Raw genomic sequence first — 15,857 nt, forward strand, 5'->3', positions numbered from 1 at the left:
CCTATCGCGGCCGCAAGCCCTCGACCAGCAGGGCCAAGGCCTCGGCCAGGGCTTGCTCCTGCGCCTCCACCGCCAAGCGGTCGGCGGCGCCCACCAGCATCTTGGCCGCGCGGTGCAACTCCCCCACCGTCAGGTCCGCCCGCACCAGGCCCGCCGCCTGCGCCGAGGCCAGCGGCGGGGCCAGCACGGCGTCCAGCAGCCGGTGTAGCCCTTGGATGAGGACGGGCCCGTCCTCCTCCGCCTCCAGGCTGGCGATCAGGGGGCCGTGCAGCACGGCCTGACGGGCGATGCGGCACAGGAAGGGATAGAAGGCCGCCGGGTCGCCGCCGGTGCCCGCCCAGTCCTGGGCCAAGGCCGCCAGTTGCCGCTCGAACACCGCCAGGGCCAGCGCGCGCCGATCGGCGAAGTTGCGATAGAGGGTGGCGCGGCCCACCCCGGCCTCCGCCGCGATGGCCTCCAGCGCGACATGATAGCCGTGGCACTGGAACAGCGCCGCCGCCGCCGTGATCAGCCGTTCCCGACGGTCCTGCGCATCCCGACGCACGGGGCCGCTCCTTCCCTTGGGAGATTACTCAAGCGGAACATCCCGGTGGCGTATCGGGTTGCACGGCCTCAAAAATTTCCCACCACAGCGATTGTCACGGAACATCTGGACAGGCCTGTCCGTTTACAGCGGCCGTTCACCCAGCCGCCCCCTACCCGAGCAGGCCTGCCCATGAGTGATGACGAGACGCCACGCAAGGACCAGCAGCCCCAGGGTGATCGGCATCAGGGCGACGACAAGCGACAGGACGACAAGAAGCGGGATGAGGACGGCCGGGACAAGGACGGCAAGGAGGAGAAGAAACCCTCCCCCCTCGCCAACCCGCGGGTGCGCATCGGCCTGATCATCGCGGCCGTGGTGGTCGTCGCGGCCCTGATCGCCTGGGGCGTCTACTACTGGACCACCGGCCAGTACGAGCAGGAGACCAACGACGCCTATCTGCAGGCCGACATGGTGACCGTCGCGCCCAAGGTAGGCGGTTATGTCGAGCAGGTGCTGGTCGAGGACAACCAGTTGGTGGAGCCCGGCCAGCCCCTGGTGAAGATTGATGAGCGCGAGACCAAGGCTCGCCACGACCAGGCCGTGGCCCAGGTGGCCCAGGGCAAAGCCGCCATCGTGGAGTACCAGGCCCAGATCCGCCGGCAGGAGGCGGAGATTGTGCGCGCCCAGGCCCAACTGGCCGGCGCCCGCAGCACCGCCCTCTATGCCCAGCGCCAGGTCGACCGCTACACCCCCCTGGCCGCCAGCGGCGCCCAGACGGCGGAGCAGCTGGACCAGATGCGCCAGACCCGCGACCAGGCCAAGGCCGAGGCCGTCGCCGACGAGGCGCAGCTGGAAAGCGCGCGGCGCCAGATCGATGTGCTGAACGCCCAGATCCAGAGCGCCCAGGCCCAGGTGGAACAAGCCCAGGCCCAGGTGGACCAGGCGGACGTGGATTTGCGCAGCACCCTGGTGCGCAGCAGCATCAAGGGCCGGGTAGGCGACCGCACCGTGCGCGTCGGCCAATACGTGCAAACGGGCACGCGCCTGATGTCCATCGTGCCGCTGGAGGGCGTCTACCTGGTCGCCAACTACAAGGAGACGCAGATCGGCCTGATGCGCATCGGCCAGCCCGCCACCTTCACCGTCGATGCCGTCAGCGGCGGGGAGTTCCACGGCACCGTGGACAGCTTCGCCCCCGGCACCGGCGCCCAGTTCGCCCTGCTGCCGCCGCAGAACGCCACCGGCAACTTCACCAAGATCGTACAGCGCGTGCCGGTGCGCATCCGCATCGAGGCCGGGCCGGAGGCGCGCAAGGTGCTGGTGCCGGGGCTGTCGGTCATCGTCACCGTCGACACCATCGGCGCCAAGGAGGAGCAGCGCCGTATCAAGGAAGAGGCCAAACGCACGGAGGAGCGCCGTCAGCGCGAGCATGACGACGCCGTTGAGCGCAACCGGGAGGCGGAGAAGAACAACCAGCCGCAGAACGGGGCCGGGAAATGAGTGCCGCCGCCGCGGCAGCGGCCCCGAAGGGAAATGCGTCGAAGGCCGACAGCGGTGCCTGGCTGGCCGTGGCGGCCGGCACCATCGGCGCCCTAATGGCCACGCTGGACGTTTCCATCGTCAACGCCGCCCTGCCCCTGATCCAGGGTGAGGTGGGCGCCAGCGGCAGCGAGGGCACCTGGATCTCCACCGCCTACCTGGTGGCGGAGATCATCATGATCGCGCTGGCCGGCTGGTTCGTTCGCCTGCTGGGCCTGCGCACCTTCCTGCTGATCGTCACCGCCGGTTTCGTCCTGTCGTCCATGGCCTGCGGCATCTCCAGCAACCTGGTGCAGATGATCATCGGTCGCGTGGGCCAGGGCATGACCGGCGGCGCCATGATTCCCACCGCCATGACCATCGTCTCCACCCGCCTGCCGCCCAGCCAGCAGCCGGTGGGTATCGCCATGTTCGGCGCCACCGCCGTGCTGGGGCCCGTGCTGGGGCCGGCCATCGGCGGCTATCTGGCGGAAAACGTCAGCTGGCATTACGCCTTTTTCCTGAACCTGCCCATCGGCCTGACCCTGCTGGGCCTGCTGACGTTGGGGCTGCCTTCGGAAAAGGGGGACTGGGGCCAGCTGGCCGACGCCGACTGGCTGGGCATCCTGGGGCTGACCCTGGGCCTGGGCTGCCTGACCACCCTGCTGGAGGAGGGCCAGCGGGAGCGGTGGTTCGAATCCGACATGATCAACACCCTGGCTGGCGTGTCCATCCTCGGCTTCGTGCTGCTGATCGCGGGGCAGTTCGTGGCGCGACGCCCGGTCATCCGCCTCAGCATCCTGGTCAGCAACCACAGCTTCGCCGCCGTCTTCGCCATGAGCCTGGTGGTGGGCGGGGCGCTGTATGGCCTGCTGTACCTGATCCCGCAGTACCTGGCCAACGTGCAGGGCTACAACCCGGAACAGTCGGGCTATATCGCCATGATCAGCGGCGTGCCCACCCTGATGCTCATGCCCCTCTTCCCCATCGCCGTGCGCCGTATCGACGTGCGCCTGGCCGTCGCCATGGGCCTGGGCTTCTACGGCATCAGCTGCATGCTGAACAGCCACCTGACACCCGACATCGCCGGGCCGGAACTGGTGGTGCCGCAGCTGCTGCGCGGTGTCGGCCAGTTCTTTTCCATGCTGTTCCTGAACCAGGCGGCGACCGCGTCGGCCGGCAAGGACCATGCGGAGGACGCGTCCTGCCTGTTCAACGCCGCCCGCAACCTGGGCGGATCGTTCGGCCTGGCCGTCATCTCCACCCTGCTGGACCAGCGCGACACGCTGCACATCAACCGCATCGGCGAAAGCGTCACCTACAACTCCCCCGAGGGACAGGCCTACGTCGCCCAGCTGACCCAGGCCTTCGCCAACGGCGATCCGGAGGGCGGCCGGCTGCGCGGCCTGGCGGTGTTCAGCCAGCAGGTGGCTCACCAGGCCAACGTCCTGACCTTCAGCGACCTGTTCTGGCTGTTTGGCATGATCCTGTTCGGCTCCATCCCCCTGGTGCTCATGATGCGGCCGCTGCCCAAGGGCGGCGCGCCCGGCGGGGGGCATTGACGATGCGGCGCCCGTCTCCGCTGCCCCTGCTTTTGTTATTGGCCGCCTGCACGGTGGGGCCCGACTACAAGGGCCCACCCGACGCGGCGCCCCAATCCGAGGCCGCCGGCCAATTCCACCGCGCCGGCAGCGCGCCGGTGGATGTCGCCACCCCGCCGGCGCGCTGGTGGGACGGCATGGGTTGGGACGGCAGGGGCGATCCGGAGCTGGCCCACCTGGTGGACCTGGCCCTGGCCGCCAGCCCGACGCTGAAGGCCGCCCAGGCCCGCGTGCTGGAGGCCCGCGCCCTGGTGGCGCAACAGCGGGCCGCCCTGTTCCCCCAGGGCAACGCCACCGCCCTGGCGGCGAAGGCCCGCATCCCCACCGGCGCCCTGTCCACGGCCGACAACCAGATCAACGCCGCCCTGGCGCGGGAGGCCATCACCAACCCAAGCCTGTTCCCCGGCGGCACGCCGCCCCACATCGACATCCCCAACCATGTGACGACGGAGCTGTACAACCTGGGCTTCGACGCACGCTGGGAGCTGGACCTGTTCGGCGGCACGCGACGGGAGATCGAAGCGGCGGCGGCCCAGACCGACGCGGCCGCCGCCAAGGTCGAGGACGCCCAGGTGCAGCTGGCGGCGGAGGTGGGCCAGGCCTATGTCGGCCTGCGCGATGCCCAACACCGGCTGGACCTGACCCGCGCGTCGGCGGCGGCCGAGCACCGCATGCTGGACCTGACGGTGGACAGGCGCCGCCTGGGCACCGCCACCGACGCCGACGTGGCCCGGATGGAGACCCAGGCCCGGCAGACCGACGCCCAGATTCCGCCACTGGAAGGCCAGGTGGAACAGGCCATGGACCAGTTGGCCCTGCTGGTGGGCCAGGAGCCCGGCACCTTGGACGCCGAGCTGACGCCCACCCGCCCCTTGCCCCTGCCGCCGGCGGTGGTACCGGTGGCCGACCCGGCCGCCCTGCTGCGGCGCCGGCCGGACATTCGCGCCGCCGAACGCCAGCTGGCCGCCAGCAATGCGGAAATCGGCCACGCCATGGCCCAGCTGTTTCCGAACGTCAGCCTGTTCGGCAGCATCGGCTTCGGTTCCAACAAGGTGGACACCCTGTTCCGCAGCAGCAGCCTCAGCATGATCGGCGCCCCCATGCTGAGCTGGAACGTGCTGGACTGGGGCCGGGTGCGCGCCCAGATCCGCCAGGCCAGCGCCGCCAACGAGGAAAGTCTGGCACAGTACCAGGGGACGGTGCTGCAGGCGCTGCAGGACGCGGAGAGCAGCCTGTCCCGCTACGGCCACCAACGCGAGGCCACCTTCCAGCTGGCGGCCGCGCTGGAGGTGGCCACCCGCGCCCAGCGCCTGACCGACGCCCGCTATCGCGGCGGCACCGCCACCGCGCTGGAGGCCCTGGACGCCGAGCGCCAACGCCTGACGGTGGAGCAGAGCTTGGCGCAGGCCCAGGCGCAAACCAGCGACGACTACATCGCCTTGCAGAAAAGCCTGGGGTTGGGCTGGCAGCCGGTGGATCCGGCGCGGTTGCCCGACCCGCCGGATTACTGAGGCGGAACCGGGCACAAGTTGGAGCGTTTCCCCGTGACGAACGGAGGTCGGACCCATGCCTACGCCCCTGAAATCGCGCCACGTCTCCTCCTGGCTGTCCTGGCCCGGTCTGACAGGCGTCGTCGTCATCCTTTTCGGGCTGGCGCTGGCGATCCCCGGCGGCTGGCTGATCGTGGCGGGTGGCAGCTGGTACTACCTGCTGGCCGGCCTGACGCTGGTTGCGGTGGGTGTGCTGCTGGGCCTGGGCCGGTGGGAAGCCTTATGGTTGTACGCCGTGCTGTTCCTGGCGACGGCGCTCTGGGCCTACTGGGAGGTGGGACTGGACGGCTGGCAGCTGGTTCCCCGCCTGCTGACGCCGGCCTTGCTGGGCGTCTGGCTCAGCCTGCCGTGGGTGGTGCGTCCCCTGCATGGCGGGCCGCGCCCGGCAGGGCCGCCGGAGGATGATCCCCTGGCCACGCACAGCATCCGGCCCCGGCCCCTGACCTACCGACCCTGGCTGGGCGTGGGCGTCTACGCCCTGGTGGTACTGACGATCGTCGTGCTGGGCTACCGCGTCTCGGCCATCCGCACGGTGGAGGGTGGCCCCCTGGTGGGCGGCAAGCCCGTCACGGAACCGGCGCCCAACCCGCCGGTGCCCGAGGGCGGCTGGCAGTATTACGGCCGCACCGCCGACGGCGACCGCTTCTCCCCCTTGAGCCAAATCCGGCCGGACAATGTGAACCAGCTGGACTTGGCCTGGTATTACCGCACCGGCGACTTGCCCAGCGATTTCGAGAACAAGAACGGGCGGGAATTCAATTTCGAGGCGACGCCCATCAAGGTGAACGACACCCTTTACTTCTGCACCCCGCACCGCCAGGTCATCGCCCTGGACGCCACCGCCGGCACCGTGAAGTGGAAATACGATCCCCACAACGACACCTCGGCCAACGAGTACCTGGCCTGCCGGGGCGTGGCCTATTACGAGAAGCCGGCCGAGGCGGCACCCACGCCCCTTGCTCCCCCGGCCAACCCCATGGCCGCTGCCTGCCCCCGGCGCATCATCGCCACCACGGCGGACGCCCGGCTGATGGCCCTGGATGCCGACACGGGACAGCCCTGCCCTGATTTCGGCAGCAACGGCTACGTCAACCTGACAGACGCCATGGGTCCGGTGCCACCGGGCTTCCACTTCATCACCTCGCAGCCGCTGGTGGTGAACAACCGCGTCATCCTGGGCGGCTGGATCTACGACAACCAGTCCAAGGGCGAACCCTCGGGCGTGGTACGCGCCTATGATCCCGTCAGCGGCGCGCTGGCCTGGGCCTGGGACATGGGCCGGCCCGACCCCACGGCGCCGCTGAAGCCGGGTGAGGTGTATACCCGCGGCACGCCCAACGGCTGGGGAACCTACACCGCCGACCCGGCGCTGGGCCTGGTCTACATCCCCTTGGGCAACGCCACGCCGGACTATTACGGCGCCGACCGCCGCCCCTTCGACGACGCCTATTCCAGCGCCGTGGTGGCGCTGGACATCGCCACGGGGCAGGAGCGCTGGCACTTCCAGACCGTGCACCATGACGTCTGGGATTTCGACCTGCCCGTGGGCCCCTCGCTGGTGGAGGTGTCGACGCCGGACGGCGTCGTCCCGGCCCTGGTGCAGACCACCAAGATGGGGGAGCTGTACCTGCTGGACCGGCGCGACGGCCATCCGCTGGCGCGGGTGGAGGAGAAGGCGGTGCCCGGCCGGGGCCTGCCGGGTGAGCGCCTGTCCCCCACCCAGCCCTTTTCCACCGGCATGCCCTCGCTGACCCCGCCGCCGTTGAAGGCCACGGACGCCTGGGGCGCCACGCCCATCGACCAGTTGCTGTGCCGGCTGGATTTCCAGCGCCGGCGCTATGATGGGCTTTATACTCCGCCCACGCTGGACCGCGGGACCATCGCCTATCCCGCCTTCGATGGCGTGGTCGACTGGCACGGCGCCAGCATCGACCCCAGCCGCCACCTGCTGATCGCCAACGCCAGCTACATCCCCTTCACCGTCGACATCCTGCCGCGCGAGAAGGCGATGAAGAAGGGCATGATCAAACCGTGGAAGGGCTGGAGCGAACCCTACCCAAAGCCCAAGGACTTCAGCGTCGGGCCACAGTACGGCACCCCCTATGCCGCCGTGGTCCAGCCGTGGCTGGGCGCGTTCGGCGCCCCCTGCCACGCCCCGCCCTGGGGGAAGCTGGTGGCCATCGACCTGCAAAGCCGCACGATCGTCTGGCAGCGCCCCTTAGGCACCACGCGGGACACCAACCTGTTCAACACGCGGGCGAACCTGCCCCTGCCGACCGGCATCTTCAACATCGGCGGCAACCTGGTGACGGCCAGCGGCGTCATCTTCGTCGGCGCCACCGCCGACCAGTACCTGCGCGCCTTCGACGAGCATACGGGGCGGGAGCTGTGGAAGGCGCGCCTACCGGCGGGCGGCCAAGCCAACCCGATGACCTACCAGGGCAAGGATGGGCGGCAGTACGTGGTCATCGCCGCCGGCGGGCACGGTGGCCTGCGCACGCGCAACGGCGACTACATCATGGCCTACGCCCTGCCCACGCCGGGCGCCAGCGTTGTGGGGATGGAGAGCCACCCTGGAAGCCATTAATGCGAAGCCATTGAAGCGTAGAGATTTTTTCATTTCAGGCGGGAACCGGTGGCGCCCGAGGATGTTGCCTGCATGGGCAGACATCATTCGAGGGGGCACCCATGAAGCGCCTGGTTATCGTTTCCAACCGGGTTCCAGCCGCCGGCACGCCGCAGGCCGGCGGCTTGGTCGTGGCGCTGGTGGGCCTGTTGCGCCGGCACAAGGGCCTTTGGTTCGGATGGAGCGACGCGTTGGCGGACCATCCCGACCCCGAGCCGCGGGTGGTCGATCGGCAGGGCATCAGTTGCGCCATGATCGACCTGACGCCGGACGAGCATCGCAAATACTACCTCGGCTTCGCCAACGGCGTGCTATGGCCGCTGATGCACATCCTGCCCGGCGTGGTGAGCTTCCACCGGAACGAGCTGGAGACGTATCGCGCCGTGAACGTCCGTTTCGCCACGGCATTGAAGGGTCTGCTGAAAAAGGACGATCTGATCTGGGTGCAGGACTACCAGTTGCTGGCCGTGCCGGCGGCGCTGCGGGACCAGAAGGTTGGCAACCCCATCGGCTTCTTCCTTCACATCCCCTTCCCGCCGCCCGTGGTGGCGGCCATTTCCGAAGGCCTGCTGGGACTGGTGCGTGACGTGTTGGCCGCCGACCTCATAGGCTTCCAGACGGCGACGGACGCGGAGCATTTCGCCCAGACGGCGGCGCTGTACGCCGGCGCCCGCCGGGTGGGCAAACTGGGGCTTAGCCTGGGCGACCGTACCGTCCGTCTGGGGGTTTTCCCGGTGGAGATCGACGCGCAGGAATTCGCACGCGTGACCAAGGCAGCCATGGAACGGCGGCCGGCCCAGGATCTGGCCCACAACCTGCGCGACCGCGCGCTTGTTCTGGGGGTGGACCGGCTGGATCCCAGCAAGGGATTGGTGGAACGCCTGACCGCCTTCCGGCAGTTCCTGGCGGCAGAGCCGAAATGGCACCGCCGTGTCAGCTTCCTGCAGATCGCCGCCAAGTCGCGCGAAGGGGTGCAGGCCTACCGCAGCCTGTTGCGGGACCTGGAAAGGATCGCCGGTGCCACCAACGGCGCCTATGCCGAACCCGACTGGACGCCGTTGAAGCTGGTGACGCAAAGCAGCACCCGCAACACCGTCGCCAGCTATATGCGGCATGCCCGTGTGGGGCTGGTCACCCCCTTGCGCGACGGCATGAACCTGGTGGCCAAGGAATTCGTGGCGGCGCAGGATCCGGACGACCCGGGCGTGCTGGTGCTGTCCCGCTTCGCCGGCGCCGCCACGCAGTTGGACGCCGCCCTGCAGGTCAACCCTTATGACCCCGACCAGATCGAGGAGGCTATGCGCCGGGCCCTCACGATGCCGCTGGCGGAGCGGCAGGAGCGCTGGCGCGATCTGTGGGACGTCATCAAGGACACGTCGGCCCTGGCGTGGGGCGAGGCCTTCGCCGACGCGTTGGCCAACCGCAAGATGGCGCGAACCAAAACGGAGCGCGACGGGACCGGCGGGCTCCCAACGAAGAAGGCCGTCCCCCGGGCAAGCGCGAGGGGGACGGCCTCCAAACGGGCGCGGCCAGCCGGTAGCGGGATGGCCGAGGACGGGCGCCCCACCATGGGAGGCGCCCGGACCACGACCGGCTGACGCCGGGTCGCTTATTCCGCCGCCATGGCGTTGATATGCGACTTGGCCAGCATGGTCAGCTTCTCATCCGTGGCCTTTTCCTCTTCCAGGTTCTGGTGCAGCAGGGCGGCGCAGTCATCGCGGCCCAGCAGCTTGGCCCAGGTCACCAGCGTGCCGTAGCGCGAGATCTCATAATGCTCCACCGCCTGGCCGGCGGCGACCAGGGCGGCGTCCAGCACCTGCTTGTCGTCCACGTCGCCGGCGATGTCGTCGGTCTCATCGATGATCCCGTCGATGGCGGGGCACTTCACCGCCTCCGGCTCCACACCGTGCTGGCGGAACACCTGTTCCAGCCGCTGGATCTGGCCCTCGGTTTCCCGCAGATGGGTCTGGAAGCCCTGCTTCAGTTCCGGGTTGGTGGCCTTTTCGATCATGTCGGGCAGCGCCTTCAGGATGCGCTTCTCCGCGTAATAGATGTCCTTCAGCTGATGAACGAACAGGTCGTTCATGGTCTCAATGTCCTTGGTGAACAAACCCATGGTGTTCCTCCTGGGGATTGGACGCGGGATGTGTTTGTGGCGCCGGCCTCGGTTGGAGTGGCCAGCCAGCACTCAATTCCCGAACCCCGACCCGGTTCCGGGATTTTTGAATGCCCGTTCCGCCGCCGTCACAGGCGGTCCACCTCGAATTCCTCACAGGAATAACCCAGGGCGGCCAGCCCCTCCTCCAGGAAGTCGCCCAAGGTCGGAATGCCGATCAGATAGCGGGCGGACCTTTCCCGGTGACGCTCGAACGCCAGGGCGCGGGCCTCTGCCCACTCGGCCGCGGTGTAGTCACCACGCCCGATCCAGGTCAGGGCGATCAGGTCCACCACCTCATCCTCGTTCAGGGACGTGATGGCACCCACCAGCTCCGCCTGGGTGGGATCGTCGTCGTAATCCTCCAGGATGCCACGCTCGCCGTCATCGGCGGGGTTGGATGCCGGGTCCGGTTCCACCGGATCAACCTTCACATCGAATTCCCGCGCCTTGACGATGATGAAGCAGACCTTTTCCAGACTGATGTTGAGTTCCGCCGCCGGGGTGCCGTCACCGGTCATTTCCTGGGTATTGGACATCGTAGAGCCCTCCGTTTCGCACGCCGAAAAAACCGGCCGCCGGGGGGCAAAGTTCCCGGACGAAGGAAGCCCCGCCCGATCGCTCCAGTGCCGTCGGCGATGGGCTGAAACTTTTCATGGTATGCCAATTCCGGGTTCTATGAGGCGGCGGCGCGCGCTTGGACGGCATTCCCATCGGACTCGCCATCTGAAATCCATTTCAACGTGCCGTGGCATTCGGTTCCCGTCCCATTTTCCCGTCTTGGCGCCTGGACCGCGACGTGCGAGAACGGTTTTGTATTATTAATGCCCAATAAAGCCGGCCCCTTCCCAGCGGGATGGATACGCCCGGCACCCGGAGGGGATGGTCGCGAGATGCTGAGTTCGAGAAAAAGGAAGCCGTTCCTGCGGGCGGCGCTGGCGGGTTTCGTGTCGGCCCTGGCCATCACGGCGACTTTGACCACGGGGGCCAAGGCCGACCCCATCGCGGTGCTGGATCGCTACGGCGCCTACGTCTCGGTCGAAGGCTACGGCGCCAACGTCGTGCGCGTCACCATCGCCACCGAAAAGGACCAAGCGCTGAAGGGCCCTGGCTACGGCCTTCTGCCCGGCGCCGTGGACAACAGCGGCTTCCACCGGACCAGCGATCAGGGTGGCGACAGCTTCGCCTCCAGCGCCCTGACCCTGCATGTCGACGCGGCCAAGGCGCCGCGCGTGCCCTCCACCATGGAGAAGTACTTCGCCCCCCAGCTGCCGCCCGTCACCCTGCAGGTGAAGAACGCGCGCGGTGAGGTCGTGCTGAACATGGACGGCTGGTCCATGGCGCCACATACCGTGGCCGGCGAGAAGACCTATCAGGTCGGCGCCAGCTTCAAGTCGCCGGCGGACGAGCACTATTACGGCATGGGGCAGAACCAACAGTCGGTCGGCCCGCTGGACCTGCGCGGCCGCACTCTGGACTGCAAGCACTGGTACGACGCGCCTGGTGGTGAAACCGTGTGCGTGCCGGTGCTGGTCAGTTCCAAGGGCTATGCCATTGTTTGGGACAACCCGGCGGAGACGGTGCTGAACGCCGGCATCAACGGCGCCACCTCCCTCACCTCCACCGTGGGGGAGCGGGTCAGCTTCTTCGTCATCACCGGCGACACGCCCGCCGACATCTATGGCGCCTACGCCCGCCTGACCGGCAAGACGCCCATTCCCCCCAAGGCCGCCTTCGGCCTGATCCAGTCCAAGGCGCGGTACGACAGCCAGGATGAAATCCTGCGGGTGGCCAAGACCTACCGGCAGAAGAAGTACCCGCTGGATATCATGGTCATTGACTGGTTCTACTGGACCCGCATGGGCCAGTTGGACATCAACCCGGCGGAATTCCCCAACCCCGACGCCATGAACCAGGACCTGCACGCCATGGGCATGCAGTCCATCATTTCCATCTGGCCGCGTTTCGAGACCTCGGGCCGCTATTTCAACGAATTGGACGCCAAGGGCTATCTGCTGAAGGATGAGGACGGCAGAAGCGTGGATGGCCTGCCCTTCCGCTCCGACCGCACCGGCGGCCTGATCGACGTGACCAACCCCGCCGCCCGCAAGTGGTTCTGGGAACACGCCCGCGACAATGTGCTGAGCCACGGCTTCGACTATCCCTGGCTGGACGAGACGGAGCCGGACCTGGTACCCGACGGTTTCTTCTATTCCATCGGTTCCGGCGACCGGTACCACAACGTCTTCCCGCTGCTGCATGTGGAAAATGCGTCGCAAGGCCTGCGGGCCTGGCGGCCCAACCGCCGGCCGTTGATCCTGTCGCGCGCCGCCTACCTGGGGTCCCAGCGCACCGGCGCCCTGTTCTGGTCGTCCGACATCAGCCCGCAGTGGGAGGTACTGGCCCGCCAGATCCCCACCGGCCTGAACATGACGGCCTCGGGCATCGCCTATTGGGGCAACGACATCGGCGGCTGGCAGTACCTGCCGCAAACCACCAGCTATACCGGCACCCCCCTGGTCAGCCCCGTGGGCGCTGAGGAAACGGTGGGCCAGAACCACGACTATCCCGAACTGATGGTCCGCTGGTTCCAATACGGCACCTTCCTGCCCACCCTGCGCCTGCACGGCGACCGCAAGCACACGGAGATCTGGGCCTTCGGTCCGGAGGCGGAGGCCATCATGGCCCGCTATGACACGCTGCGCTATGCCCTGGTGCCCTACCTTTACGCCCAGGCCAAGGCCACCTACGACACAGGCGTGCCCTTCATGCGGGCCTTGTGGATGGACTTTCCCCATGACCCCGCCGTGGCGAACATCGGCACGGAATACATGTTCGGTCCGGCCTTCCTCGTGGCGCCGGTGACGGAGCCCGGCCAGACGCGCAAGCAGGTCTACCTGCCGGCCGGGACCGACTGGTACAATTACTGGACCAACGAGAAGCTGGCCGGCGGCCAGTGGGTGACCGTCGCGTCCCCCATCGACCAGATCCCCCTGTTCGTGCGCGCTGGGTCCATCCTGCCCCTGGGCTCTCCCGTGCAGTCCACGGCGGAAAAGCAAAAGATCGTGGCCCTGAAGGTCTATCCCGGCCGCGACGCCAGCTTCACCGTCTATGACGACGACGGCCTGAGCCTGGACTATGAGAAGGGCAAGGGCGGTGCCACCGCCACCCTGCATTGGGACGATCACGCGGGCAAGCTGACGGCCGAGGGCGCCCACGAGCCCTTCGCCAAGGCGCCGGCGGACCTAGTGCAGGTGATCGGTCGTTAGTCCAGGGGCCGCTAAGTCCCCATGTGACACGCGTCATTTCACACAAGAAACGGCAGCGGCTATTGTCGCGGCCGTTTCTGCTTTCATGAGGCCGGCTCAAGGAACCGCGAGGCTCGCTTGAGCATTGTCAAATTGTTGACGCCCCGACGGGGGCTTTATAGCTTCCGGGCGCAGCCTTCGCTGTCGCGTGGACGCGTGGGCGGAGGGATGGCGATGCCGGTGCTCGGGGGACGGTTGGCTTTGGTGCGCCGTGAAAAAGCAGCAGCCCAGTTGACCGGCGACGGTCTGTGGGACCGCATCCGGACCGAGGCGGAGGACGCGCTGGCCGGCGCGCCCATGCTGGCGCCGCTGTTCCTGGATTCCATCATCAACCAATCCTCGTTCGAGACGGCGCTGTTCCACCGCATCGCGGCGCGCCTGAAGAACGACGTGGTGTCCCAGCCCCTGATCGTTGATACCTTCAACCAGGCGGCGGCCGACGACACCACCCTGGCGGCGGCCCTGCGCGCCGACATCACCGCCGTGCTGGACCGCGACCCGGCGTGCGAGCGGCTGATCGAGCCCTTCCTCTATTTCAAGGGCTTCCACGCCATCCAGACCCACCGGCTGGCGCACTGGCTGTGGATCAACGGGGCGCGGGACTTCGCGCTGTACCTGCAAAGCCGCTCATCCGAAGTGTTCCAGACCGACATCCATCCGGCGGCCGCCATCGGCCAGGGCGTCTTCCTCGACCACGCCACCGGCCTGGTGGTGGGCGAGACGGCGGTGATCGAGGATGATGTGTCGTTGCTGCAGGACGTGACCCTGGGCGGCACCGGCAAGAACACGACCGACCGCCATCCCAAGGTGCGCAAGGGCACGATCATCGGTGCCGGCGCCAAGATCCTGGGCAATATCGAGATCGGCGCCTATACCCGGGTAGCAGCCGGGTCCGTGGTGCTTCGGCCCACGGAACCTTATTCCACCGTCGCTGGCATCCCGGCCAAGGTGGTGAAGGTGGACGAGGCGGGGCGGCAGGCGGCCCAGCAGCTGGACCAGGTGCTGAGCGACCTAGCCTACAACTCCTTCAACTACTCCATTTAGGTTTTAGGTTCCGCGGCAACTTTGTTGCGGGGCTTAAGCGCCACCTTGACGGGCGCGGCTAGTCGGTCAGGCTGTTTGCCCTGGCGTATGCCGCTCGACCCGTCAAGGAGCCCCCATGAGCACCCGTCCCTTCCTGCCTCCCGTGCCGGCCGCCTTCTTCGGCATCGTGCTGGGCCTGACCGGCCTGGGCGCCAGCTGGCGGGCGGCCCATGACGCCTGGGGCCTGCCGTCGGCGGTGGGTGAGGCGCTGATGGCCGCCGGCGCGGCCGTGTGGGCCGTCGTGCTGCTGCTGTACATCGCCAAATGGATCAACCACCGCGCGGCCGCCCTGGCGGAGGTGGATCACCCCGTCCAATGCTGCTTCATTGGCTTGGCGGGCGTCGCCACCATGCTGGTTGCCGGGGGCGCCCTGCCCCATTCACGGCCCCTGGCCCTGGCGCTGTACGCCCTGGGTGCCGCCTTCACCCTGCTGTTCGCCGTGTGGCGCACGGGCGGGCTGTGGCAGGGCGGGCGCGACCCCGCCACCACCACCGCCGTGTTGTACCTGCCCACGGTGGCGGGCAGCTTCGTCGCCGGCATCGTGGCGGCGGCCCTGGGCTATCGCGAGGCGGGACAGATGGCCTTCGGTGCCGGCTTCTTCGGCTGGCTAGCGATCGAATCCGTACTGCTGCACCGGCTGCTGACCGCACCGGCCCTGGCCCCCGCCCTGCGCCCCACCCTGGGTGTGCAACTGGCGCCGCCGGTGGTGGGTGCGGTCGCCCTGATCAGCGTGGCGCCAGATCTGCCCGCCTTCTTCCCCCGCATGCTGGTCGGCTACGGCCTATTGCAGGCCTTGGTGCTGCTGCGCCTCTTGCCTTGGATTTTGAAGGAACCGTTCACCCCGGCCTTCTGGGCTTTCACCTTCGGCGCCACCGCCCTGGCCACCACCCCGGTCCGCATGGTGGCGCGGGGCGATACCGGCGTCCTGGCGCAACTGGCCCCGGCGTTGTTCCTGCTGGCCAATGTGGTGGTGGGCGTGGTGGCCGTTGGCACGGTCTACCGCATCCTGCAAGGCCGGCTGCTGCCGCCACCGCCCGTGCCGGCCACGCCGCGCTGACATCTACGCTTCAGGCCGGTAGAAGCTTGGATGAACGTGCGCTATCGGCAGGTATAGGGTGAGCGGAAACGCAACGCCGAGGTTCCGGCCAAGGCAGGACACTCGGGGCCCAAGTCTCATTTGGGGCCTGAAACGACGAAGCCCGCACTCACGGAGAGGGCGGGCTTCGTCATGTTTGGTTGCGGGGGCAGGATTTAGCTGCGCTGGCCTTGGGGGCTGTTTCGCCAGGCTCCCGCCCGTCGGCCCCTTGGCTGAACCTGCTCCCTCCCCAGGGTCACTTCTCTGCCTGGAGCCAGAATCGCAAAGGCCCTCATGCTTGCACATGGAGGCCCTTGCGATTGGTTGCGGGGGCAGGATTTGAACCTGCGGCCTTCAGGTTATGAGCCTGACGAGCTACCGGGCTGCTCCACCCCGCGGGAATGCGTTCTGGGAG

11 protein-coding genes and 1 tRNA gene are annotated in these 15,857 nt (G+C 68.1%); 8 read left to right on the forward strand and 4 right to left on the reverse strand.

The window, feature by feature from the left end:
* Position 1 precedes the first annotated feature (1 nt).
* A complete protein-coding gene (locus FBZ88_RS21545) occupies positions 2-544 on the reverse strand; it encodes a TetR/AcrR family transcriptional regulator (RefSeq protein ID WP_145619187.1) in 543 nt (180 codons plus the stop codon).
* Positions 545-715: 171 nt separating this feature from the next.
* Between FBZ88_RS21545 and FBZ88_RS21550 the strand changes: the two genes are divergently transcribed.
* From FBZ88_RS21550 to FBZ88_RS21570, 5 genes are all read left to right on the forward strand, one after another.
* Positions 716-2,026 carry an HlyD family secretion protein gene (locus tag FBZ88_RS21550; RefSeq protein ID WP_145619188.1) on the forward strand — a complete coding sequence of 437 codons (1,311 nt, stop codon included), beginning with the start codon at positions 716-718 and terminating at the stop codon, positions 2,024-2,026.
* On the forward strand, positions 2,023-3,606 hold the full coding sequence (locus tag FBZ88_RS21555; RefSeq protein WP_145619189.1) for an MDR family MFS transporter: 1,584 nt from the start codon (positions 2,023-2,025) through the stop codon (positions 3,604-3,606). Before FBZ88_RS21550 ends, FBZ88_RS21555 begins: the two co-directional genes overlap by 4 nt.
* 2 nt (positions 3,607-3,608) lie before the next feature.
* Positions 3,609-5,156 carry an efflux transporter outer membrane subunit gene (locus tag FBZ88_RS21560; protein WP_145619190.1) on the forward strand — a complete coding sequence of 516 codons (1,548 nt, stop codon included), beginning with the start codon at positions 3,609-3,611 and terminating at the stop codon, positions 5,154-5,156.
* A gap of 55 nt (positions 5,157-5,211) precedes the next feature.
* Complete coding sequence (locus FBZ88_RS21565; RefSeq protein WP_145619191.1) at positions 5,212-7,782, forward strand: membrane-bound PQQ-dependent dehydrogenase, glucose/quinate/shikimate family; 2,571 nt, start codon at positions 5,212-5,214, stop codon at positions 7,780-7,782.
* Between the two features lie 101 nt (positions 7,783-7,883).
* Complete coding sequence (locus FBZ88_RS21570; RefSeq protein ID WP_145619192.1) at positions 7,884-9,419, forward strand: alpha,alpha-trehalose-phosphate synthase (UDP-forming); 1,536 nt, start codon at positions 7,884-7,886, stop codon at positions 9,417-9,419.
* 11 nt (positions 9,420-9,430) lie between these two features.
* Here the strand turns inward: FBZ88_RS21570 and FBZ88_RS21575 are convergent, their stop codons facing one another.
* Both FBZ88_RS21575 and FBZ88_RS21580 read right to left on the reverse strand, forming a co-directional pair.
* Positions 9,431-9,937, reverse strand: coding sequence for a YciE/YciF ferroxidase family protein (locus FBZ88_RS21575; protein ID WP_040846655.1), 507 nt, complete (start codon positions 9,935-9,937; stop codon positions 9,431-9,433).
* 128 nt (positions 9,938-10,065) lie between these two features.
* Positions 10,066-10,515, reverse strand: a complete 450-nt coding sequence (locus tag FBZ88_RS21580; protein WP_211102756.1) for a DUF3775 domain-containing protein — start codon at positions 10,513-10,515, stop codon at positions 10,066-10,068.
* A 354-nt stretch (positions 10,516-10,869) separates the two neighbouring features.
* Here FBZ88_RS21580 and FBZ88_RS21585 point away from each other — a divergent pair, with 354 nt between their 5' ends.
* The 3 genes from FBZ88_RS21585 to tehA all read left to right on the forward strand — a co-directional run bounded on the left by FBZ88_RS21585 (position 10,870) and on the right by tehA (position 15,424).
* On the forward strand, positions 10,870-13,245 hold the full coding sequence (locus tag FBZ88_RS21585; RefSeq protein ID WP_145619193.1) for a glycoside hydrolase family 31 protein: 2,376 nt from the start codon (positions 10,870-10,872) through the stop codon (positions 13,243-13,245).
* A 213-nt stretch (positions 13,246-13,458) separates the two neighbouring features.
* Positions 13,459-14,328, forward strand: a complete 870-nt coding sequence (cysE, locus tag FBZ88_RS21590) for a serine O-acetyltransferase (protein WP_186464540.1) — start codon at positions 13,459-13,461, stop codon at positions 14,326-14,328.
* A gap of 115 nt (positions 14,329-14,443) precedes the next feature.
* Positions 14,444-15,424 (forward strand): dicarboxylate transporter/tellurite-resistance protein TehA, encoded by a 981-nt coding sequence (gene tehA, locus FBZ88_RS21595; RefSeq protein ID WP_145619194.1) that lies wholly within the window; start codon positions 14,444-14,446, stop codon positions 15,422-15,424.
* A 339-nt stretch (positions 15,425-15,763) separates the two neighbouring features.
* Here the strand turns inward: tehA and FBZ88_RS21600 are convergent.
* A tRNA-Met gene (locus FBZ88_RS21600) sits at positions 15,764-15,840 on the reverse strand.
* Positions 15,841-15,857: the final 17 nt, after the last annotated feature.

It is taken from the genome of Nitrospirillum bahiense, from assembly GCF_007828025.1.
Classification (GTDB): Bacteria; Pseudomonadota; Alphaproteobacteria; order Azospirillales; family Azospirillaceae; genus Nitrospirillum; species Nitrospirillum amazonense.